This is a genomic window from Waltera acetigignens (assembly GCF_025567015.1).
Lineage (GTDB): Bacteria > Bacillota > Clostridia > Lachnospirales > Lachnospiraceae > Acetatifactor > Acetatifactor acetigignens.
The window spans coordinates 214,008-235,144 of the sequence record NZ_JAOQJO010000002.1 but is presented as its reverse complement, the minus strand read 5'-3'; the positions used below and the strand labels follow the sequence as shown (position 1 = coordinate 235,144).

Sequence of the window (21,137 nt, the reverse complement as noted above, 5' to 3'; positions counted from 1 at the left end):
ATGCAGTATTCTCCTCTGCAGACTGAGAAAGACCGCGTATCGGAATGGGGAAGTTTCCGGTACGCGGTTTTTTGTTGCAGGGAAATGCTGTTATATTTGTCAAGTCCATATAAATATGGTAAGATGTACAAAAGCCCGTGTAAGAAAAAGGCGGGTATGGGAGATGAAATGACTTTTCGGACATCGGATATTTTGATCAGGGGGAGCCTGATCATTATCGGGCTGACAGAGATCGCCCATTTGGCAGGCTGCCTGTTAGGGTGGTCTTTTTTGACTGTAACGGATCTGCTGCTGGCAGAGGTGGGAATCGTTCTGCTGGCGGCGATATTATTGTCTGTAATATCCAGACAGACACGAAAACGGGCCACAGCCGGTAAAAATGATCCGGTTGCGGATCAAAACAGCGGGACAGACACGGCAAAGGAAAAAAGTACACAGATTCTCACAGGCATCCTGGCATTTCTGATCCTGCTGCAGATCCTGCGGATACTGACGGGGAACCGCATGTGGCTGACCGGAGATATGACGGTGGAGACCGTGAACACATTTCTCAGGGAAAATGCTGTTTATACCGTGAATCCTCTCACGGGGACGGCATATTCGATGGGGATGTCCTTACGGCTGAAAATATTGTGCCTGCCCACTCTGTACGGGGCCATCAGCCGTTTTACGGGTATGGCACCCGTAGACGTGGTGTATCGTCTGATCCCCTGCATTACGCTGCTGTTGTCTTATGTAGCTTACGGAAGTCTGGGGAAAGCACTTTTTCCGGAAAATTCTGTGAAAAGACGGACGTTTTTGCTGATCGTGGGAATACTGTTCAGTACAGGGGCCTATATGCCCGGAGTGGATGGATTTGATGTGTTTTACGGAGGATTCCGCGGTGTGACGATCCGGGCGGCGGTGTTGCTTCCGTATCTGCTGTCCTGTCTGATGGACAGAAAATATACGGGCGTGATCCTTTGTATCCTGTCGGAGGCCTGCATAGTCTGGACCCTGTATGGCGCGGGAGTCTGCCTGCTTGTTACTGTGGCATGGCTGATACTTGGAGCGTTGGTTTCCCAGTTCCGGAAACGATGGGAAAAACGGAAAATGACTGATGCACATGGCAGGTCAGGAGAGGAGGCTACAGAATGATGACACTTCTGCAGTCCGCCCTGACAGGCTGGACCGACTATACACAACATGGAAAATTTGCGGCACTTTTGCTGCTGGCGATCCTGTATCTGGGATTTGTCCTCTATGGTTCCGGAAAAGAAGCCAATGCATCTGGGGCGGAAAAAGCACGGAAACGGCTGTATCTTTACGGAGCGCTGGTGACATTTGGCTGTATCTGTCCCGTAACGGCACTGATCCTGTTAAAATACCAGACCGCCTTTTACTCTTATGTATGGATCTGGGCGGCGGTGCCCCAGACAGCATTGATCGCATGGGCGGCAACGGACTTTCTGTGTAACTTATTAAAAGAGAAAAGCCTGCGAAACGGGATGGCTGCGCTGATCCTGCTGGGCATCCTGTTCCTGGGTGGAAACCCGGTGTCGGAATGGACCGTGGCACAGACAACGCAGATACCGGCACTGACGGGAATGCCCGGACAGCAACAGGGAACTCCCGCCAGGGAAATTCTGGAGCAGCTTTCTGTATACAATGCGGAAAAAGGAAACTCACGGGAATACAGTCTGTGGGCGCCGAAGGAGGTCATGGAGGCTGCCAGAGCCTACAGCGCTGAGATCCACCCGGTATACGGCAGAAGCATCTGGGATGCATCGCTGGGCAGCTACTCCTATGATACCTATGAGACCTGGCAGGAAGATATGTATCTGTGGATGGGCCACCTGGAGACTACCGGGGAGACGGAATATCTGCGGACAGATGAAAATACCACGACAGAAGCCGGTGGCAGGAAAATAGATTTTGCTGCGTGCCTTGACAGCGCCGGGAAGGCCGGTATAGACTACATTTTATTGCCGGAGGACCTGTCGGAGGATGTACAGAAGGAATTGCAAGAGGCTGCGGACGGCAGACTGCGGTCCTTTGGCGGATATTTCCTGATCGTGATGTAAGTAGGCATCTTGCGGAAAGATAGGGAAAACTATAACGATTTGTAAGAATTAGGAACAGGAAAGCAAAATGGAACAGGAACTGATCAGTATTGTGGTGCCGGTGTACCGGGCAGAACGTTATATAGAAGAAACGATGGACTGCGTCCGGGCACAGACGTATCCACACTGGGAACTGCTGCTGGTGGAGGATTGCGGCCCGGACCGCAGCAGGGAGATCATAGAACAATATATTCAGAGAACCGGAGATACGAGAATCCGCATGCTGACTTACTCTACGAATCTGGGGGCGGCGAGAGCACGTAATCTGGGAGTCAACGAAGCAAAAGGCCGGTATCTGGCCTATCTGGATGCAGATGACCTGTGGACACCGGACAAGCTGGAAAAAGAGCTGGCTTTTCTGAAAGAGAAACAGGCAGCCTTTGTGTTTACCGGCTATGAATTCGCCGATGAGAATGGCAAGGGCACCGGAAAGATTGTCCGTGTGCCGGCCACGATTACTTATAAAGAAGCTTTGAAAAATACCACAATTTTTACCAGTACCGTGATGTTCGATATGGAACAGCTGTCGAAAGAACAACTGCAGATGCCCCAGATCAAGAGTGAGGACACTGCCCTGTGGTGGAGAATACTGCGGGAGGGTTATGTAGCTTGTGGTTTGGATCAAAATTTGGTAAAATATCGGAGAGCAGGGAAATCCCTGTCATCGAATAAGCTGGAAGCTTTGCGGAGGATCTGGAATCTGTACCGTAAGGCGGAAGGCATGTCAGTGCCGAACAGTGCCTGGCATTTCTGCTTCTGGGCGGTACGCGCCGTAAAACGCAGAGTATAGGAGGAGTTTGTTTTGAATACAAACGGTAATTATTATGAAAACCGACTGCGGAAAAGGGAATCCTTTAAGCGTCTGATCAATATAGGGTTGTCGATGATCTGTCTGTTGCTGGAGATCAGCCTGTTTGCCTACATGTGGCAGTTCCATTTCCAGTTCCAGCTGGTAGATCCCCTGCAGAAGATCTGGTATCGTGGCTTTCTGCTGGAAAACGGTATCTACAGTGCAATCCTGATATTTTTCTCCGTGACCTACGGCGGCATGCGTCTGGGATACATGAAAAACACGGAGATTATTTTCTCCCAGGTGTTTGCAACCCTGATGGCGGATGTGCTGATCTATGCGGAACTGTGTATGATGGCCCGTAGCATTTTTCCGGCGGATATGTTCCTGTTGATGGTATTTTTACAGATCATAGCGGTGATCATCTATGCCAATATTGCCAACAAGATCTATCGTACAGCATTCCCGCCCAGAGAGCTTCTGCTGATCCACGGTGATCGTCCCATCGAAGACATTGTCAACAAATTTGAAAGCCGTAAGGACAAATATAAGATCACAAAATGTGAGCACATTAAAAAAGGTACGACAGAACTGTGTCGGGAGATTCTGGACAATTACCGGAACGGTGAGATCAATGCGGTAGTAATCTGGGATATTAATGAAAAGGATCGTAATATTATTCTGAAATTCTGCTATGCCCATTCCATCCGTGTCTATGTCATGCCTAAAATATCAGATGTTATTTTAGTTGGCTCCGAGGAACTGCATGTATTTGACACGCCTATCCTGCTGACCAGAGAGTACTCCCTGAGCATGGAGCAGCGGTTCATCAAGCGATCTATCGATGTGATCTGCTCGTTGATCCTGTTGGTGGTGACTTCACCGCTGATGCTTCTGACAGCGCTTGCCATCAAGCTTTATGACGGCGGACCTGTATTGTACAAGCAGGTGCGCTGCACCACAGGACAGAGGGAATTCTATATTATGAAGTTCCGCAGTATGCGCACTGATGCCGAGAAGGACGGCGTGGCACGTCTGGCACAGAAAGGGGATAAGCGTATCACTCCCGTGGGTAAGGTGATCCGCAAATGCCGACTGGATGAACTGCCCCAGCTGATCAATATTCTGCGGGGAGATATGTCTTTCATCGGCCCCAGACCGGAGCGCCCGGAGATTATTGCACAGTACATGGAAGTCATGCCGGAGTTCGCATTCCGTATGAAGGTGAAAGCGGGACTGGCCGGTTTCGCACAGGTATACGGAAAGTACAATACTTCTCCGTATGATAAATTAAAACTGGATTTAACATATATCGAGAATTATTCTGTGTGGCTGGATCTTAAATTGATGCTTCTGACACTGAAGGTATTGTTCTGGCCGGACAGTACCGAGGGTGTGGAGAGCGAACAGGTAACGGCTTTCAAGGCAACCTACGATGGTCGTGCCGAGAAGGATGACGACTGAGAAGGCAGGAGGTAGACGCATGGAAGTAAGCTACGGAAAAGAGCCCTTCGACCTGAGACTTATGTGTCTGCGGCTATGCCGCAATCTGTGGAAAATACTGGCTGTGACAGTAGTGGGAACATTACTGTTCGGTGGCGGTTATTATGTAAAAAATGTGGTGCTGCAGCCCGATCCAGGGTATGCGGCTTCTTCCACTTATAAGGTAGAATATAAAGAGAACCCCAATGCGGCGGGTGCGTACTACATTAACGAGGCTACATGGAACACTATGATCCATACGGGAGAATTCCTGGATGGTGTGGAGAAGCATCTGCAGGAGGCTGTGGAACGGGGAGACAATGGAGCTTCGGAAGCACTGTCTCTGGGCAGAGATCAGTGGATCGCAGACCTCTCGGCAACACTTCCCTCGGATTTCAGTGTTCCGGTGACACAGGCGGCAACTCAGGATCCGGAGATGAGTATTGCTCTGGCCCATGCAGTGGAGGATACCATGTGTGACGAATTTGCAGAGAGTATCGTGGAGATCGACCGGATCAAAGTGCTGGATCACGGAGATTTTGCAGAAGTCGTGGTACCGGATGTGCGCCCGGTGCGGGCAGTCATTCTGGCGGCGGTATTGTCTCTGTTTTTTGCAGTAGTCCTCTTTTTGCTGGTGGAGATCTCGCAGGACAGCATCTGGCTGCCGGCAACACTTCGCAGACGCTACGGACTGAACAGTCTGGGAACGGTGCGCAGTGTGGGATTTGCGGAAAATCTGATGTATACGCTGGAGAAAGTGTACGATAAAAAGCAGGCAAAGGAGTCCGAAAATGCGGAAATCTGCCGTGTGGCAGTATGTGTGGCACTGCCGGAAGCGGATCCGAAGGAAGTCGTGGAGGATTTGCAGAAGCTGGCTAAGACAGGTAAGATCCGGAAGGGAATACCGGTGGAATATGTAGCGGTTCCCAGTCCGTTGTTATGCCCGGAGAGTGGAGAGACACTTCGTAAGGCAGATGCATTTCTGCTGGCGGTGCCGGCCGGAGAACGGGTAGGAAAGAGACTGGAAGCGGTATTAGAGTATCTGCATACCCAGGACTGCTCTGTGGACGGAGCCTTCCTGTGGAATGCGGATGAACAGCTGATCCGCAGCTATTATTTTCTGCCGGGAGCCATGCAGACACAGAATACAGAACACGGAGGAGAGCAGGCATGAAGGTAGAAGTTCTGGCATCGGTAATGAATGCTTCTCTTCCGGAGACCGTACAACATATGAACCTGCAATCGGATGCGGTGATCATCAATCAGTGCGACCGGCTGGGGCAGGAGGAAATGCAGATATCTCCGGGGAACGGAAGAATCCGTTTCTGCAGTTTTCCCGATCGTGGCATCGGCAGAAGCCGCAATGAGGCCATCCTTCGGGCGGAAGGAGACATCTGCCTTTTTTCGGATGCGGATATTGTGTATGAAGATGGTTATGAGGCGGCTGTTCTTGCGGAGTTTGAACGGAATACCCGGGCCGATATGATCATTTTCAATATCGAGGTGGAGGAAGAACGCCGCACCTACCATATTACGGAACGGAAACCGGTACGCTGGTATAATTGCGGGCGGTATGGAGCAGTCAGCTTTGCTGTACGCAGAGAAAGCCTGCTGCAATCTGGTATTACGTTCTCCCTGCTGTTTGGCGGTGGAGCAAAATACAGCAATGGAGAAGACAGCCTGTTTTTAACGGAGTTTATGAAAAAAGGCTACCGGGTATATACTGCACCGGTGACCATCGGCAGAGAGGAAGCCGGGGAATCCACCTGGTTTCATGGCTATAATGAAAAATTTTTCCATGACAGAGGAGTATTGTATCATTATCTGTATGGATGGTTGGAATGGCCGCTGGCGCTGAGGTTTTTATATGCGCATAAGGGCATGTTGTGCACAGAGGTAAGCCTGCAGCAGGCCAGACAGTGGATGCGGGAAGGTATCCAAGAAGCAAAGGAACACGGATCACGGCGGTAAGGCATTTGCTTATGGTTGTTTTCGGGAAAATGGTAAGAGGAAAGGAGGTCTCCATGGAGAAGAGCGCACTGGTGTATATCATATTGACAGCTGTTACCGTAGCATTCGGTTTTCTGGTAAAAAATCGTGACTATACGACAGAATATCTGTCCGGCAGACGCTCCTTTCGTGGGAATACCTCCGGGGATCTGATGGCGGCCGGGCCGGACAGACAGCAGGCGTGCAATGCTGTGGCGGAATTCGCCATCTTCTGTCTCCTGGCCGGGGTTTCTGCCTGCCGCATTGCTGTGGGCGGTGATTACTGGGTCTACTGGCTGAAATTTCAGCTGATCGATCAGGGAAGGCATGTCTCCTACGAAACCGGTTTTGTGTATCTGGTGAAATTTTTCCATCTGATTTTCGGAGAAGGATCTTATCTTCCGATCTTTGGCTTCTTTTCCCTGATTACGGTCTTCTTTTTCCTGAAGGCACTGCATGATCAGGCGGACTGGTATGTATTTTCCCTGTTTCTGTTATTGACACAGGGATTTTACTTTAATAGTATGAATTCGGTACGTTACTATTTCGCACTGGCGCTGGTCATGTATGCGCAGAAATATGTGCTGCGGGGAGAATATGGGAAGTTTCTTCTCTGGGTGCTGCTGGGCTGTACGATCCACAAATCGGTACTGCTGGTCATCCCGGCATATATTGTGATAGATCTCTTGTCCCGGATCCAGCTGAAAAAGTGGCACTATGCGGTTGGCGTATTACTGATCTTATCTCTGATCTTCGGACAGGATGTGTACCGGAATATTATCTTCCGGTTCTATCCATATTACAAGGATTCCATGTTCGACAACGGACAGTTATCCTATGTCAACATCGCCAAATGCCTGGCAGTGCTGATACTGTGCCTGATCTATTGGAAGGACAGCGTTCAGGAAAATCGCAGAAACCGTTATTACTTCTACCTGAATCTGGCGGGACTGGTGCTCTATTCCTGCGGCTCCTTTATCCCGGAAGTATCCCGAGTAGCATATTACCTGATCCAAAGCCAGATTTTCCTGATTCCGGGTGTGCTGAAGGATGCCAAAAAGGGATGGTTCCGAACCCTGTGTATTATTGGCGTTGTTGCAGCATATCTATTGTATTTCGTAATGCTGTTGCGGGGAATGTATGATGTGGAGATACGGCTGCTTCCGTATCTAAACTGGATCTTTAATTAAAAGAGGATTTAATTTATGAAAGTGCTGTGGGTCTGCAATATCATGCTTCCGGTCATAGCCGAAGCATTGCATAAAGAAGCTTCGAATAAAGAGGGCTGGCTGTCCGGTCTGTTGGAGCAGGTAGCCGCGGAGAATTCCAGTGACCTGGAGCTGGCTGTGGCATTCCCGGTGCCGGCAGATACGGAGGTGCCCTGGAGACTGCAGATAGCAATGCCACGGGAAAAAGAAGACCGGGAGCATTTACAGACAAGTGCAGATGCTGAAACATATAATATCACATGTTATGGATTCCGCGAAGACACCGTACACCCCGACAGATATCAGCCGTTACTGGAAGAAGAACTGCATCGGATCACGGAAGACTTTGCACCGGATGTGATCCACTGCTTCGGCACGGAATATCCACACACACTGGCAGTATGCCGGGTGTTTCCCCACAAGGAGAAGATACTGGTGGGAATTCAGGGAATCTGTACGTTGTGTGCGGAGGCATATTTTGCCGATATGCCGGAATCGGAGATCCACAAGACCACTTTCCGGGATCTGGTGAAGAAGGATACCCTGCGCAGCCAGCAGGAAAAATTTGCCCGCAGAGGTGTAATGGAGAGGGAAGCAATAGGACTTGCCGGCAATATCACCGGAAGAACCGCCTGGGACAGGGCAGTGACTACCGCGTGGAATCCCAAGGCACATTATTATACGATGAATGAGACCCTGCGGGCTTCCTTTTATGAAGGACAATGGCAGCCGGAGCACTGTGAACCCTATTCCATTTTCGTCAGTCAGGCGGATTATCCTCTGAAAGGACTGCACTATCTGCTGCAGGCCTTGCCACAGATCCGGGAGAAATATCCCCGGGTACAGGTGTATGTGGCAGGAAATGATCTGACGGCATACCGGACGTCAAAGGAAAAGCTGAAAATATCGGCATATGGCCGTTACCTGCGCAGACTGATCCGGGAAGGACAGCTGGAGGACAGGGTACACTTCCTCGGAAAACTGACCGGAGAAGAAATGAAGGAAAGATTTCTGAAAAGTCATCTGTTCCTGTGTTGTTCCTCTCTGGAAAATTCACCGAATTCACTGGGAGAGGCCATGCTTCTGGGAGTTCCCTGCATCAGCACGGAGGTAGGGGGAATCCCCAGCCTGTTTGATGGCGGAAGGGACGGCCTGTGGTGCCGGGGACATCAGCTGTCGGAAGTGGCTGAAAATGACAAATATGCGTCAGATGCTTCTGAAAGTAAAAATAACATGCGAAATTATAAAACGACAAAAACAGAAGAATTGGAAAATATTGTAAATTCCATGGCAAATTCTATTATCGAAATGTGGAGTTCTCCGGAGAAAATGCTGGAATACTCAAAAAATGCAAGAGAACATGCAAGAAAAACCCATAATAAAGAGCAAAATTTCGCAAAACTGCAGGAAATCTATGCAAACATAGCAGGGAGGAAGGAATGAAGCTGATATTTGTCTCAAACTATTTTAATCATCATCAATTGCCCTTCTGTGATGCTCTGTATGAATTGCTGGAGGGAGATTTCTGTTTCCTGCAGACACAGCCCATGGAAGAAGAGCGGGTGAAGATGGGCTGGCAGGCCGAGGAACGTCCCTACGTGCGCTACGCTGCGAAGAATTCGTGTGCACATAAGTCTGGGGTGGAGAAAACGCCCGGCTCTGAGTCGAACAGCAACGCCGTCACAGATGCGGAAGAGTTTGAGAAACTATTGTTTACCGCGGATGTGGTGATCTTCGGCGGATGCGATGAAGAAAGCTATATTCAGGAGAGACTGACTGCCGGAAAACCGATCTTCCGTTATAATGAACGCTTATATAAGGAAGGGCAATGGAAGGCTGTTTCTCCGAGAGGCCTGTTGCAAAAATACAAGGATCACACCAGATACCGTAAGGCACCGGTGTATTTCCTGTGCGCAGGAGCTTATGTGCCCTGCGATTATCACCTGATCCATGCCTACCCCGGCAAAATGCTGCGCTTCGGCTATTTCCCGGAGACCAGGCATTACGAGGCAGGGCAGCCCTTCGATCGCAAAGAACCGGGCAGTATCCTGTGGGCGGCCCGGATGATCGACTGGAAGCATCCGGAGCTGGTGGTGAAAACAGCATCTTATTTAAAAGAACATCTGGAAGAAAATACGTTTCATATTACCATGATCGGCGGAGGGGAACTGGAGGAAGAGACGCATCGCCTGGCAGAGGAACTCGGAGTGACCGACGTGATCACCTTTCCCGGTTTTCAAGGCCCGGAAGAAGTCCGGGCGGCCATGGAAAAATCAGAAATCTATCTGGTCACCAGTGACCGCAAAGAAGGCTGGGGGGCAGTGGTGAATGAAGCCATGAACAGCGGCTGTGCTGTGGTGGCAGATCATATGATCGGAGCGGCTCCCTGGCTGATCCGTCAGGGAGAAAACGGCAGGATGTACCGGGACGGTGAGGAACAGGAATTATTTCGGACCGTGGAACGGCTTCTCAGGGATCCCGGAGAGTGCCGCAGACTGGGAGAAAACGCACAGCAGACCATTGTCGGGGAATGGAATGCCCGGACGGCTGCGGAAAGATTGATCGAACTGTGCCGGAAAATGAAGTTCTTGCCAGAAATGTCAGAAGAACAGGAAATGCCGGATGCCGGCCAGGATGTGATGCAGGACATCACAACACCTGCCCCGGTGATTCCACAATTATGGAATGACGGCCCCTGTTCTCCGGCCCCTGTAATCCCGGAGCGGTCTATGTATAGGAGAATAAACAGTGAACAGTAGTGTAACCAAGCAACCGCTGATCAGCGTGATCGTGCCGGTGTACAATATCATACCGTATCTGCCCCGCTGCGTGGAAAGCCTGCGGACACAGACTTACGAAAATCTGGAGATCCTGCTGATCGATGACGGTTCCACGGACGAGACACCGGCATTATGTGACCGGCTGGCAACGGAGGATGAGAGAATCCGCGTCTTCCATAAAAAGAACGGCGGGCCTTCTTCCGCCCGGAATTTCGGATTACAGCAGGCCGGGGGAGAATATGTGGGCTTTGTGGACAGCGATGACTACGTGGATGCGGATATGTATGAGCGGCTGTACGGGGCAATCGAAAAGACCGGGATGCCCGTAGCGCAGGTCGGCAGAGATGAAATCGACAAAGACGGCAATATTTTACCGAATATCTGCGAGCCGGTGGCAACGGAACAGGTGATCCCGGCAGAAGGTTTTCTGAAGGAACTTCTGATGCACCGCGGAGACTGCTCCTTCTGTACCAAGCTTTTGCGGAAGGACCTGTTTACCATAGAACAATTTCCGGTGGGGGCACTGAATGAAGATTTTCATTTATTAGTAAAAATGCTGACCCGGGAGGAAAGTGCGGTTCCGGGGATTGCATGCATTCCCGGACAGGCGTATCATGTATTTTATCGTCCGGACAGCAATACCAGAGACAAGAACCGGTTCTCCAGAGTATTCGCCGACAATATCGACAATGCGGACATGGTGCTTGCACTGGTTTATAAAAAATATCCGGAGCTGTCGGAAATCGCATTCCGGTTCGGGATCTTCCAGCGGCTGGATTATCTGCTGCACATCCCTATCGCCCAGATGACCGGGGACAACGCATTCTACCGCAGGGTGGTGCGTGACTTGCGTCACGGCTGGTGGAGAGCCATGAAAAATCCCTGGCTTACCAAAAAGAACAAGTGTTATCATACACTGTTTGCCATTGCACCGAAGGGAATCCGGGTACTGCATAAGAAACTGAAGCACATAGAGTGATGCCCGACGTAGAGGCAGGATAGAACGGGCAACACAGCAACCATAAAATAAGGAATGAGTCACGTTATATGAAGAGAAAATTGGCATTTCTGGGAGCAATTCTCCTGGCGGCATTTATATTCACCTACGAGGGCAATACCTATCAGACGCATGCATTGGATGAAGAAGATCAGGCATGGATCGAAGAAGCACGAGGGGCTTTGCAGAATATCGTAGAAGACCGGGAGGTCATGGCACTGGTCTATCTGTGCGATGATCTGACGATCCGTGCGGAAGCGGCGGAAGACAGCACAAAAGTGGTCACCGTGCCCAGTGGACAGATGGTGGAGATCCGGGATGTGACGATGGATGAAGACTATCAGGTCTGGGAAAAAGTATCCGCCGAGGTAAAGGGCAAGGTCTACGAGGGATATATCCCCCGGGATTATCTGGCATGCTCGGATGAACGTTTTCTGGAATGGGAAGAACTGTACGGCATGAATCCCGGAGCGGCGGTTATGCTGGCAGAGGAAAATGCCACCGGTGTCTATGCGGACATCGAGCAGTTCCCGGAGAGCTACCGGCCGGCATTGCAGGCTTTGAAACAGAAACATCCCAACTGGACTTTTGTACGACAGAATACCGGACTGGATTTCCAGACCGCAGTCAACAACGAACTGCAGGGCGGAAAAAGTCTGGTCTATAAGAGTTACGGGGATTATTGCAAGGAAGGACAGCACAGCCCAAACTGGTATTTCGCTTCGGAAGATGTACTGAAATTATACATGGACCCCAGAAATTCCCTGCAGGAGAATGCTATTTTCCAGTTTGAACAGCTGACCTACAACGCAAGCTATCATACGGAAGAAGCGGTAAAGAATTTCCTCGAGGGAACCTTCATGAACAGCAGTCAGAACGCACCGGAGACCTCAATGAAATTCTACCATATTTTCTGGTCCATCGGTGCGGAGGAGAACCGGCAGGTCAGCCCGTTCCATCTGGCAGCCAGAGTACTGCAGGAGCAGGGAGAGGGGACATCCCCGCTGATCTCCGGCACCTATCCCGGTTATGAACATTATTACAATTATTTCAATGTGGGAGCTTCCGGCAGTACCAATGAAGAAGTGATCCGCAATGGATTGAATTATGCCAAAGATCATGACTGGCATGGAGCCTACTACTCGATCCTTGGAGGAGCGGAAGTAATCTCCGCAAGCTACATACGTAAGGGCCAGGATACCCTGTATTTACAGAAATTCAATGTATCCCCCACTGCCAGCAATCCGGTATATACCCATCAGTATATGCAGAACATCTCAGCACCCACCAGTGAGGCACTGAGCATGAAGAAACTGTATGAAAGTGCGGGAGCGCTGGAGAATACCTTTGTCTTCAAGATTCCGGTCTATGAAAATATGCCGGCCAGCCCCTGCCCGATGCCGACTTCCTCTACCAATGTGGTATTGCAGGTACCGTCGGGTTACGATGCTTCCACGATCTACGTGGACGGTATTGCCTATACACCACAGGTGCGGAATAACCGCCGTATCGTCAAACTGCCGAACGGAAATGCCCAGTCGGCGGTCGTGTACCGGTATAATGAGAATGGAGCGCCTATCGGCATGTATGTCTGGACCCTGGAATATCGTAACAATGCCTATGTGGCCACAGAACAGCCGGGACTTACGGATCTGCTGACCTACCATGGATTTTCCATCCGGATTACCGGAAAAGCGGGAATCCGCTTTAAGACCGGTATCAGTACGGACCTCAGAGCACAACTGCTGGGAAATGGTGTGAACGGCTATCATCTCAAGGAATACGGAACACTGGTCATGAACAATGCCAACCGGACAAGCTATCCCATGATCAAAGGCGGCGAAAAAGTCATCAGCGGACTGGCTTACGGTACGAATGCCAACGGCACCCATCAGGATAGTATTTATGAGACCGTGAGTGGCAGATACCGGTTCACTTCCGTACTGGTCGGCCTTCCGGCAAACCAGTATAAGGTGGAATATGCATTCCGCGGATACATCATCCTGAACAAGGATGGCAAGGACATTACCATTTACGGTCCGGTGCAGGCCCGCAGCATCTATGCTCTGGCACAGCAGGTCCTGAACATGGGAACCTATGCACAGGGCTCGGAGGCGGATGCTTTCCTGCGAAAACTGATCAGTGATGCACAATAGTTAAGAATGAAAAACAGATAGGACAAAAAGATGAAAAGAAAAGCAACAAGATTTCTGGCACTGGCCATGAGCGCTGTTCTGGTAACATCCCTGACGGCCTGCGGAGATGGCAGTGATGAAAATGCGAAGGATGCCGTTACTCCCGTAGAGGCACAGCCGATGCTCTCAGAGCTGGAGCTGGAGATTCTCAATCTGGAGACAAAATATAATAAAGGAGAGTTTACCCAGGAGGATTATCTGTCATTGGCCGATGCCTACAACAGAGCGGGATACATCCGCAAACAGCGGGATATGCTGGAACAGGATTACCGGCTCTATGCGGATGAGGAAGCATTTGCTGCTCTACAGGAGCTCAGCGTGAATCTGGAGGAAGAGACAGAGGGGATCCGCAGCCGTGCACAGGAAATGCAAAATGATCTGGAGCTGACCGAGTATCTGAGTGAGAGCGTGAATCTCATCGACAGCGAGGACTGGTTCACCACCATGATGCCCAAACTGAAAGAAGGACAGCGAAACTACTATCTGGAAAGAGACAGTCAGCCTCTGCTTTATGTAGAGACCGGCTATACGGAAGAGGGACAATGCTTCTCCAGGGTGTGGTATACCGGAAGTGACACGAAACGTTTTCTGAGCCAGGAGGGTGCAACGATCCGGCTGGTAACAGTGACAGCGGCCGGTGCGGACGAGAACATCGCGGATCCGGCAGAAACTGAGAATCCCGATGCCACACAGGAAACGGGAACCACAGAAGCCAGAGCCCGGGAAAATACAACGACAGAGATTTCGGATACAACAGCGCCTCTGGCAGATACACCGGAAACCATGAAGGACTGGAACGGTACCTTCGAAGCCTGGAGCGTGGACAGCGCTACCGGGAGCATTACCCATGAACAGGGAACCATGCAGGGCGGTGTGCTCACGGGAGACTATACCTGTGATGTCCATACCGGAGAAGGTGCGCTGGATGTCTATTCCCTCTGGAGCAACCGGGAGGGTATGGAATATATCACTTACACGGGAAGTTTTGATTCCGAAGGAAAGATCCTGACAGAGCAGCCCTCCGAAGAAATCAAGAAAAAACTGCTGGAGGGAACAGATTATACGGATCTGATCCTCTATGCCTATGATGCTACCGGTGAGAACTGCCTGTGGCAGGGAATCGGCGGGGATATTACCGCAGAGGAGTATCGTTTTTGCGGGGAAATGATCGGACTGGAGACCCGTCCGGAATACACGTCCTATGAGGTGACAGAAGATATGACAGCAGAGGACAATGCAAATACAGCAGAGGGAACCGGTGCCGCCACGGACGGCGGAGAGAAAGGCAACGCAGCGGACAACACCACGGGTGCCATAGACAGTGATACCCCGCAGATCCGTATTTTTGACGGAGAAGTACAATGGTTTGACGGAAAATACTGGGTCAGCGCCGGTGCGGTCAGAGAAATGGCAAAACAGGATCCTTTTGCGGCTTATGAAGAAAAACATGATACCACTGCATCCGGAAGCATCACAGGAAGCATTACCGGCAAAATCACCGGCAGTGCAGATGGCAACAGTACAGCCGGTAACGATGGGCAGACGATCACCGGCAGCGGAACCGTGTCGGGAGACAAGACCGGTGGAAGTATTCAGAAACCTGCAGCCACCCAGAATCCCGGCACCACGCCAAAGCCAACGACCAAACCTGCTGCGACAAAGCCTGCAGTCACTCCGACCCCTGCGCCCACACCGGCTCCGACCCCGGAACCTGCGCAGGATGATGACGATGACGACGATGATGACAGCGGCAGCAGTGATTCCGGCAGTAGTGATTCTGGCAGCAACGATAGCGGAAGCAGTGACAGCGGCAGTTCCGGTGGAGACAGCGGCGGAAGTGATGTAGATATGGACTGGACACCGGATCTATTGTAAGAAAGGATATTTTATACCAATGAAACTGACAGAACGAAAGAAAATGATATTGATCCACATCGCGTGGATCCTGGCACTGGCGGTGATCCTGTGGCCGCTGTTTACGATCGCAAAATACGATTATCCCTCTGCAGATGACTGGTCTTTCGGAAAATATATGTACCGGGCAATGCAGGCCGGAGAAGGAATCGCCGGTGTATTTCATGCGATATACCAGACATTGGCACAAAATGTGTGGGAAGCCAGATTTTCCATACTGATTCTGTCGGCTTTGCAGCCTGCGGCATTTGGAGAACATTTTTACCGGATCACCCCCTATCTGATGATCGGTTCCGTGATCCTGTCCCAGTTCCTGCTGCTCAGAGAATGCATTGCGGGCCAGGCAAAGGAGAACCGCTGGCTGATCCTGCCCATCGGTATTCCCATGGCAATTCTCCAGGTGCTTTACTGCCCCTATCCGGAGGAAAGCTTTTATTGGTATAACGGTTCGGTGAATTACACTTTTGTGTATAGCTTGTCACTGGTCCTGCTGACACTGTATCTGGAAATTGCGCTTCGCGAGACCGGCAAGGCAAAGCGGGTCGTGCTTACCGTGCTGGCCTGCCTGCTGGCGATTCTGGTGGGTGGCAACAATTTTTCCACCAGCGTATCCACCATGTGCCTGTTGATCTGTCTGCAGATCTTATTCCTGATCTGCCGTAAAGATGCTTTCCGCCGGACCTGGATCGTGACACTGTTAGAGACACTCAGCGTATTGATGTGTGTGACTTCTCCGCTGACAGCCACCAGACTCAACGGCAATTTTGGCGGCAGCACAGCCAATTCCCCGTTGATGGCCATCTGGCTGTCCCTGGAGAGAACTTTTCTGAATATTATCAGCTGGACGAATCTGAAGGTCCTGCTGTTACTGGTTCTGCTGATCCCTTTCTTCTGGAAAGCGGTCAGAAAAATGAACTATGAGTTTCGCTTCCCCGGCCTGTTTACTGCGCTGACTTTCGGAGTATACGCCTCCCAGGCTACTGCAACGATCTACGTGGACGGTACCATGGGCGGCGGAAGGCAGGGCGCTATCCTGTGGTATTTTTATGTGCTGTGGATGGTGGCCAATGTACTGTACTGGTGCGGCTGGATCGCAAAGCGGGTTCTGAAAGCGGAAAAGAGCGAAAAGGCAGACCTGTTGGCACAGAAATACCTCCTGCGTTATTTTGCAGTGACGGGGGCACTTCTGGCAGCAGTCGTTCTGTTTGGCAATGTCCAGAGCACCACCAGTTACCGTGCCTACCGCATGTGGAGAAACGGCTGGGCACAGGCCTACGGCGCCGGCTGGGAAGAGCGGATCGCGGTGCTGAAGGATGATTCCGTGAAAAATCCGGTATTCCGACCGCTGAATTATGTGGAACTGCTCATGTATACCGATCTGCAGCCCGAGAATGGCTATGTGTGGGTAAATATGGCCTGCGCGGAGTATTATGGGAAGGAATCTGTGACGGTGGTAGCCGGGATGGCGGGAGAATAATTACAGGATATTATGGAAAGCTGCTTCGCTTCCAGACAACGGGTGAATAATTATCTGATCTGGGCAATCAGAATGGTCAACCATCCTGTGAGCACGATTGCAAAGACGCTTCTTGAAGATGAGGGCCTTCGAAATATTGTGGAGGAGAAGAGTAAAAACACGCAGGACTTTTATACGTGTTTTTTCTCCGGGGTGCGAAAAAATAAGGAAACAGGAGACAACCTTGGGGAAGAAATGCTTGCGGTATGCCTGCATGTTCTTGTGAAATTGCCGGAAGAAGAGGGAAAATTTTGCGTAATTACAGATGATAAAGGCGCCGCAGGTAAAATAGATGCCGCTTTCAGACGGGTGAACCGGAGATACCGGCAACAATGGAATCATCAAAATCCTTGGAGCTGAAATCTACGATATAGACAATCGGGAGATTACATTGGACTGTGCAGAGGCGGCCCGGAAAATAGTGGAGAAGAAGATACATATTGCGTTGTAGGGAAGGCATCGGTGGAATATCGGTGCCTTTATTCGCAGAATCCAGCTTTGCATGGCTCTGAATAGTTACAAACTATGATATATCGCAATTAGAAACAATAGGAGAAACGGAAGAGGAAGTAGACTCTCCTTCATTTTTTTTTAAGAAATTATATGATAATAAATAAAAGCTTGTACTTGTAGCTTAAATTGATTAGAATAGAAAGGAAAATATAGAAATTCTAATAGGAAACAGAATTGAGGATAATGACATGGAATTTGCTATAAAAGGGAAGTCGTTCTGCATATGGTCAAAGAAGCGGATATTATATACCATCTGCTTTTTCCTATTCTGTCTGATCGACCAGAGAACGAAGACCGGTTCCGGATTGGATGGGGCGATAGAGACTTTCCGAAATATGGTGGGAGTATTGATGGCTGTTATCATCATGTCGCACTACAAATGGGAAGAAGTGATGGCTCACAAGATTCCGTATGTGATCTGGACGGTGATAGGTCTTACAGCGGGAATTCTCTTTATTGCTTTAGGGCAGCCCTTAGCATATTATGTTAACGGACGTGTGATGGTCGGCCTTGATGTATTATTATTTGGCTATGTGGCGATTCATACGGTGATCAGCGTATTGATAGAAAAAAAGTATCCGAAGCTGAATAAACGAATGCTTGGCCTGTGGGCAGTTATGATGCTCCTGATGATTTTTTCCAAAAGCGATTATATATGGCCGTGGTGCTATTTTATCATGTTTGGCTGTTTTTATCTCACGGACTTTACGGCAGAAGAGCAGGAGGACATGTATCAGGGAATCATGAATGGCGTTATCCTTGCTTTTTTTGCATTCCAGGGATATTGCTGCGTATTTCGACCCTATGATCAGGTAAGATATATAGGCATTTACAATAACTGCAATCTGAATGGCTTGTTTTATCTGGAGGTATTGGCAGCGATATTTGGAAAAATATTGTATGTGACGAAGGAAAATAAGCATAAATTCTGGAGAGTATATTACTGGCTCGGTGCAGGAGTGGTGTATTCCTTTCTCTTTATGACGATTGGACGAACCGCATGGATGGTTTCCTTTGTATTAGGACTGATATTCCTTGGATTCTACCAGAGTGAAAAACGAAAAAAGCAGTATATCAGAAATGGTCTGCTGTTGGTATTGTGTGTATGTGTGATGTTTCCGCTTACGTTTAGCATGACAAGGTATCTGCCGGCGGTATTCCATCATCCGGTGTGGTTCTGGGGGGAATGGAGCGAAGACAAGGTGCATTCCTGGGACCCATGGAATTCCGAGAAATATGTAGATATAGATGAACTGTTAGAGACTGCTGTCGGAAGAACGACAGAAATCACAAATGGGATTTTTGGAGCAAATCCTTTTACAATAAAGGCATTTGCGGCAGAACTGCAAGAAACGGCCTCGCAGGAAGAACAACTGCAGGAAATGGCTGTTTTAAAGACAGAGGAAGAATACACAGATCCATTTCTAGTACGAAAGACGATATACAGTCACTATCTTGCCAATTTGAATCTCGTAGGACATACACAGAGTGATCAGGGATTTCAATTGACGTATGCTTACTGGATTGGGCATGCGCATAATATTTATTTGCAGTTTGCAACAGACTTTGGCATACCGGCCGCAGTATGCCTGATTATTTTATGCTTAGTCAGTATTGTGAAATTAGTAAAATGCTATTATCAAAAAGGGAGACCGGTAGTGGCAGCAGTCAGCATTTTTGTTATGCTGGTTCCTCTTTTATTTGGAATGTTAGAGTATTCCTGGGGCAGCAGTGCTCTCACCATGATACTTTTATTCCTGTGTTGGAGACAAACATTAGTATATGAAAATGAAAAATAATTTTTTGAAAATACCGATTAACAGAATTATTGCGTTGCTGATCATGGACACCATGTCCATAGTGATAGCATCGTTTGCAGCAATTTATATCCGCTTCGATTTTCAATTCAATGCGATACCAAAAGAATATATGGCGAAGTTCGAATATATTCTACCGTTTAATATTGGATTCACGATATTGTTTTTCGTAATCTGGAAATTGTATAAAAGTGTATGGCGTTATGCAAGTGCAACAGAAATGCTGAATATTGTGTTCGCCACCTGTTGTGCATCAGTTGCCCAATTTGTACTCTGCCAGCTTACGAACCAGAAAATGCCCAGGAGCTATTATATTATCTATTTGTTCCTGCTGTTTGCAATGACCTGTGGTATCCGTTTCAGTTATCGTATTCTACGCATTATTAACATGAAACGCACTGAGATCGCACAGAAGAAGACGGGCAATAATGTCATGCTGATCGGTGGAGGCGCTGCAGCGAACGCTATCCTGAAAGAAGCGGAATCCAGTCAGTTCGTATCCATGAATATCAAATGTATCATTGATGATAATCCCGGCTGTCACGGAAAGTTCCTGAGAGGTGTGCCTATTGTAGGCGGAAGAGAGAAAATCGCTGATGCGGTGGGACAGTACAGCATTGATGAGATTATTTTTGCAATTCCCTCTGCCAGCAATAAAGTACGTAAGGAAATATTGGATATCTGTAAGGAGACAGGATGTAAACTTCGTACATTACCCGGGATTTACCAGCTGATCAACGGAGATGTATCGGTATCTAAGCTGAAAGAAGTAGAAATCGAGGATCTTCTGGGAAGAGATCCGATTCAGATCAATACCGAGGAGGTACTGAATTCGGTACACAACAAGGTGATTCTGGTCACCGGTGGAGGAGGATCTATCGGAAGCGAGTTGTGCAGACAGATTGCAGCACATCATCCGAAGCAGCTGATTATCCTGGATATCTATGAGAATAGTGTTTACGAGATTCAGCAGGAACTGTTGCGGAAGTATCCTGAACTCAATCAGGTTGTGCTGATAGCATCGGTACGAAATACTGCTCGTATAGAGAAGATTTTTGAGACATACCGTCCGGATATTGTATATCATGCAGCAGCACATAAACATGTGCCGCTCATGGAGACGAGTCCCAATGAAGCTATTAAAAACAATGTATTCGGCACGTATAAGACTGCACAGGCAGCAGCCAAATACGGTGTAAAGAAATTCGTATTAATATCTACGGATAAAGCGGTAAATCCCACAAATATCATGGGTGCTTCCAAGAGAATCTGCGAAATGGTGATTCAGATGATGAATCATACAACAGACACAAATTTTGTGGCAGTGCGTTTTGGAAATGTATTGGGAAGTAACGGCAGCGTGATTCCTCTGTTCAAACAGCAGATTGCGGCGGGAGGCCCGGTCACGGTTACAGATCCGAATATTATCCGTTATTTTATGACAATACCGGAAGCTGTCTCTTTGGTGTTACAGGCAGGTGCTTATGCCAGAGGTGGTGAAATTTTTGTATTGAACATGGGTGAACCGGTTAAAATTCTGGATCTGGCAACAAACCTGATTAAACTGTCCGGTTATAAACCGGGAGAAGATATCGAAATCAAATTCACCGGATTACGCCCCGGAGAAAAGATGTACGAGGAACTTCTCATGAATGAAGAGGGTCTGAAGGAAACTGCCAATAAAATGATCTTTATTGGAAAACCCATTGAATTTGATGAAGAAGAATTCCGGAGACAGCTGGATCTGTTGGAACAGGAAGCTGTCAATGAAGACGGAGATATTCGCAAAGAAGTTATGAAAATCGTACCTACGTATCATCCGACGGAGGAATAA

General features: G+C 49.0%; 16 protein-coding genes. All 16 read left to right on the top strand.

Annotated features, from left to right (window positions below):
- Positions 1–1,137: a DUF6077 domain-containing protein gene (locus tag OCV96_RS03665; RefSeq protein ID WP_317239283.1), complete on the top strand. Its 1,137-nt coding sequence runs from the start codon at positions 1–3 to the stop codon at positions 1,135–1,137.
- On the top strand, positions 1,134–2,063 hold the full coding sequence (locus tag OCV96_RS03660) for a hypothetical protein (RefSeq protein WP_022311939.1): 930 nt from the start codon (positions 1,134–1,136) through the stop codon (positions 2,061–2,063). Before OCV96_RS03665 ends, OCV96_RS03660 begins: the two co-directional genes overlap by 4 nt.
- Positions 2,064–2,130: 67 nt before the next feature.
- Positions 2,131–2,892, top strand: a complete 762-nt coding sequence (locus OCV96_RS03655; protein WP_022311940.1) for a glycosyltransferase family 2 protein — start codon at positions 2,131–2,133, stop codon at positions 2,890–2,892.
- Between the two features lie 12 nt (positions 2,893–2,904).
- Complete coding sequence (locus tag OCV96_RS03650; protein WP_022311941.1) at positions 2,905–4,356, top strand: exopolysaccharide biosynthesis polyprenyl glycosylphosphotransferase; 1,452 nt, start codon at positions 2,905–2,907, stop codon at positions 4,354–4,356.
- Between the two features lie 19 nt (positions 4,357–4,375).
- Entirely contained in the window at positions 4,376–5,548 is a 1,173-nt protein-coding gene (locus OCV96_RS03645; protein WP_227061686.1) for a YveK family protein, read from the top strand.
- Complete coding sequence (locus OCV96_RS03640) at positions 5,545–6,345, top strand: glycosyltransferase family 2 protein (RefSeq protein WP_262593557.1); 801 nt, start codon at positions 5,545–5,547, stop codon at positions 6,343–6,345. Before OCV96_RS03645 ends, OCV96_RS03640 begins: the two co-directional genes overlap by 4 nt.
- 53 nt (positions 6,346–6,398) lie before the next feature.
- Positions 6,399–7,553 carry an EpsG family protein gene (locus OCV96_RS03635; protein WP_262593556.1) on the top strand — a complete coding sequence of 385 codons (1,155 nt, stop codon included), beginning with the start codon at positions 6,399–6,401 and terminating at the stop codon, positions 7,551–7,553.
- A gap of 15 nt (positions 7,554–7,568) precedes the next feature.
- Positions 7,569–9,014: a glycosyltransferase family 4 protein gene (locus OCV96_RS03630; protein ID WP_262593555.1), complete on the top strand. Its 1,446-nt coding sequence runs from the start codon at positions 7,569–7,571 to the stop codon at positions 9,012–9,014.
- Positions 9,011–10,330 (top strand): glycosyltransferase family 4 protein, encoded by a 1,320-nt coding sequence (locus tag OCV96_RS03625; RefSeq protein ID WP_262593554.1) that lies wholly within the window; start codon positions 9,011–9,013, stop codon positions 10,328–10,330. Before OCV96_RS03630 ends, OCV96_RS03625 begins: the two co-directional genes overlap by 4 nt.
- Complete coding sequence (locus OCV96_RS03620) at positions 10,320–11,330, top strand: glycosyltransferase family 2 protein (protein WP_262593553.1); 1,011 nt, start codon at positions 10,320–10,322, stop codon at positions 11,328–11,330. Before OCV96_RS03625 ends, OCV96_RS03620 begins: the two co-directional genes overlap by 11 nt.
- Before the next feature lie 68 nt (positions 11,331–11,398).
- Positions 11,399–13,504, top strand: a complete 2,106-nt coding sequence (locus OCV96_RS03615; RefSeq protein ID WP_262593552.1) for a hypothetical protein — start codon at positions 11,399–11,401, stop codon at positions 13,502–13,504.
- A gap of 30 nt (positions 13,505–13,534) precedes the next feature.
- Entirely contained in the window at positions 13,535–15,418 is a 1,884-nt protein-coding gene (locus tag OCV96_RS03610) for a hypothetical protein (protein WP_262593551.1), read from the top strand.
- Positions 15,419–15,437: 19 nt separating this feature from the next.
- The gene (locus tag OCV96_RS03605) at positions 15,438–16,934 is read left to right on the top strand and encodes a DUF6056 family protein (RefSeq protein ID WP_262593550.1); all 1,497 of its coding nucleotides are present in this window, start codon (positions 15,438–15,440) and stop codon (positions 16,932–16,934) included.
- Between the two features lie 12 nt (positions 16,935–16,946).
- The gene (locus OCV96_RS03600) at positions 16,947–17,333 is read left to right on the top strand and encodes a PIN domain-containing protein (RefSeq protein ID WP_262593549.1); all 387 of its coding nucleotides are present in this window, start codon (positions 16,947–16,949) and stop codon (positions 17,331–17,333) included.
- A gap of 341 nt (positions 17,334–17,674) precedes the next feature.
- Positions 17,675–19,285 carry an O-antigen ligase family protein gene (locus tag OCV96_RS03595; RefSeq protein WP_262593548.1) on the top strand — a complete coding sequence of 537 codons (1,611 nt, stop codon included), beginning with the start codon at positions 17,675–17,677 and terminating at the stop codon, positions 19,283–19,285.
- Positions 19,269–21,137, top strand: a complete 1,869-nt coding sequence (locus OCV96_RS03590; RefSeq protein WP_330672117.1) for a polysaccharide biosynthesis protein — start codon at positions 19,269–19,271, stop codon at positions 21,135–21,137. The genes OCV96_RS03595 and OCV96_RS03590 overlap by 17 nt, the downstream gene beginning before the upstream one ends.

What these genes read in the sequence shown, in the direction of transcription:
- OCV96_RS03665 (WP_317239283.1), top strand. Translation starts at nt 1, where the DNA reads ATGCAGTATTCTCCTCTGCAGACTGAGAAAGACCGCGTATCGGAATGG.
- OCV96_RS03660 (WP_022311939.1), top strand. Translation starts at nt 1,134, where the DNA reads ATGATGACACTTCTGCAGTCCGCCCTGACAGGCTGGACCGACTATACA.
- OCV96_RS03655 (WP_022311940.1), top strand. Translation starts at nt 2,131, where the DNA reads ATGGAACAGGAACTGATCAGTATTGTGGTGCCGGTGTACCGGGCAGAA.
- OCV96_RS03645 (WP_227061686.1), top strand. Translation starts at nt 4,376, where the DNA reads ATGGAAGTAAGCTACGGAAAAGAGCCCTTCGACCTGAGACTTATGTGT.
- OCV96_RS03640 (WP_262593557.1), top strand. Translation starts at nt 5,545, where the DNA reads ATGAAGGTAGAAGTTCTGGCATCGGTAATGAATGCTTCTCTTCCGGAG.
- OCV96_RS03635 (WP_262593556.1), top strand. Translation starts at nt 6,399, where the DNA reads ATGGAGAAGAGCGCACTGGTGTATATCATATTGACAGCTGTTACCGTA.
- OCV96_RS03630 (WP_262593555.1), top strand. Translation starts at nt 7,569, where the DNA reads ATGAAAGTGCTGTGGGTCTGCAATATCATGCTTCCGGTCATAGCCGAA.
- OCV96_RS03625 (WP_262593554.1), top strand. Translation starts at nt 9,011, where the DNA reads ATGAAGCTGATATTTGTCTCAAACTATTTTAATCATCATCAATTGCCC.
- OCV96_RS03615 (WP_262593552.1), top strand. Translation starts at nt 11,399, where the DNA reads ATGAAGAGAAAATTGGCATTTCTGGGAGCAATTCTCCTGGCGGCATTT.
- OCV96_RS03610 (WP_262593551.1), top strand. Translation starts at nt 13,535, where the DNA reads ATGAAAAGAAAAGCAACAAGATTTCTGGCACTGGCCATGAGCGCTGTT.
- OCV96_RS03605 (WP_262593550.1), top strand. Translation starts at nt 15,438, where the DNA reads ATGAAACTGACAGAACGAAAGAAAATGATATTGATCCACATCGCGTGG.
- OCV96_RS03600 (WP_262593549.1), top strand. Translation starts at nt 16,947, where the DNA reads ATGGAAAGCTGCTTCGCTTCCAGACAACGGGTGAATAATTATCTGATC.
- OCV96_RS03595 (WP_262593548.1), top strand. Translation starts at nt 17,675, where the DNA reads ATGGAATTTGCTATAAAAGGGAAGTCGTTCTGCATATGGTCAAAGAAG.
- OCV96_RS03590 (WP_330672117.1), top strand. Translation starts at nt 19,269, where the DNA reads ATGAAAATGAAAAATAATTTTTTGAAAATACCGATTAACAGAATTATT.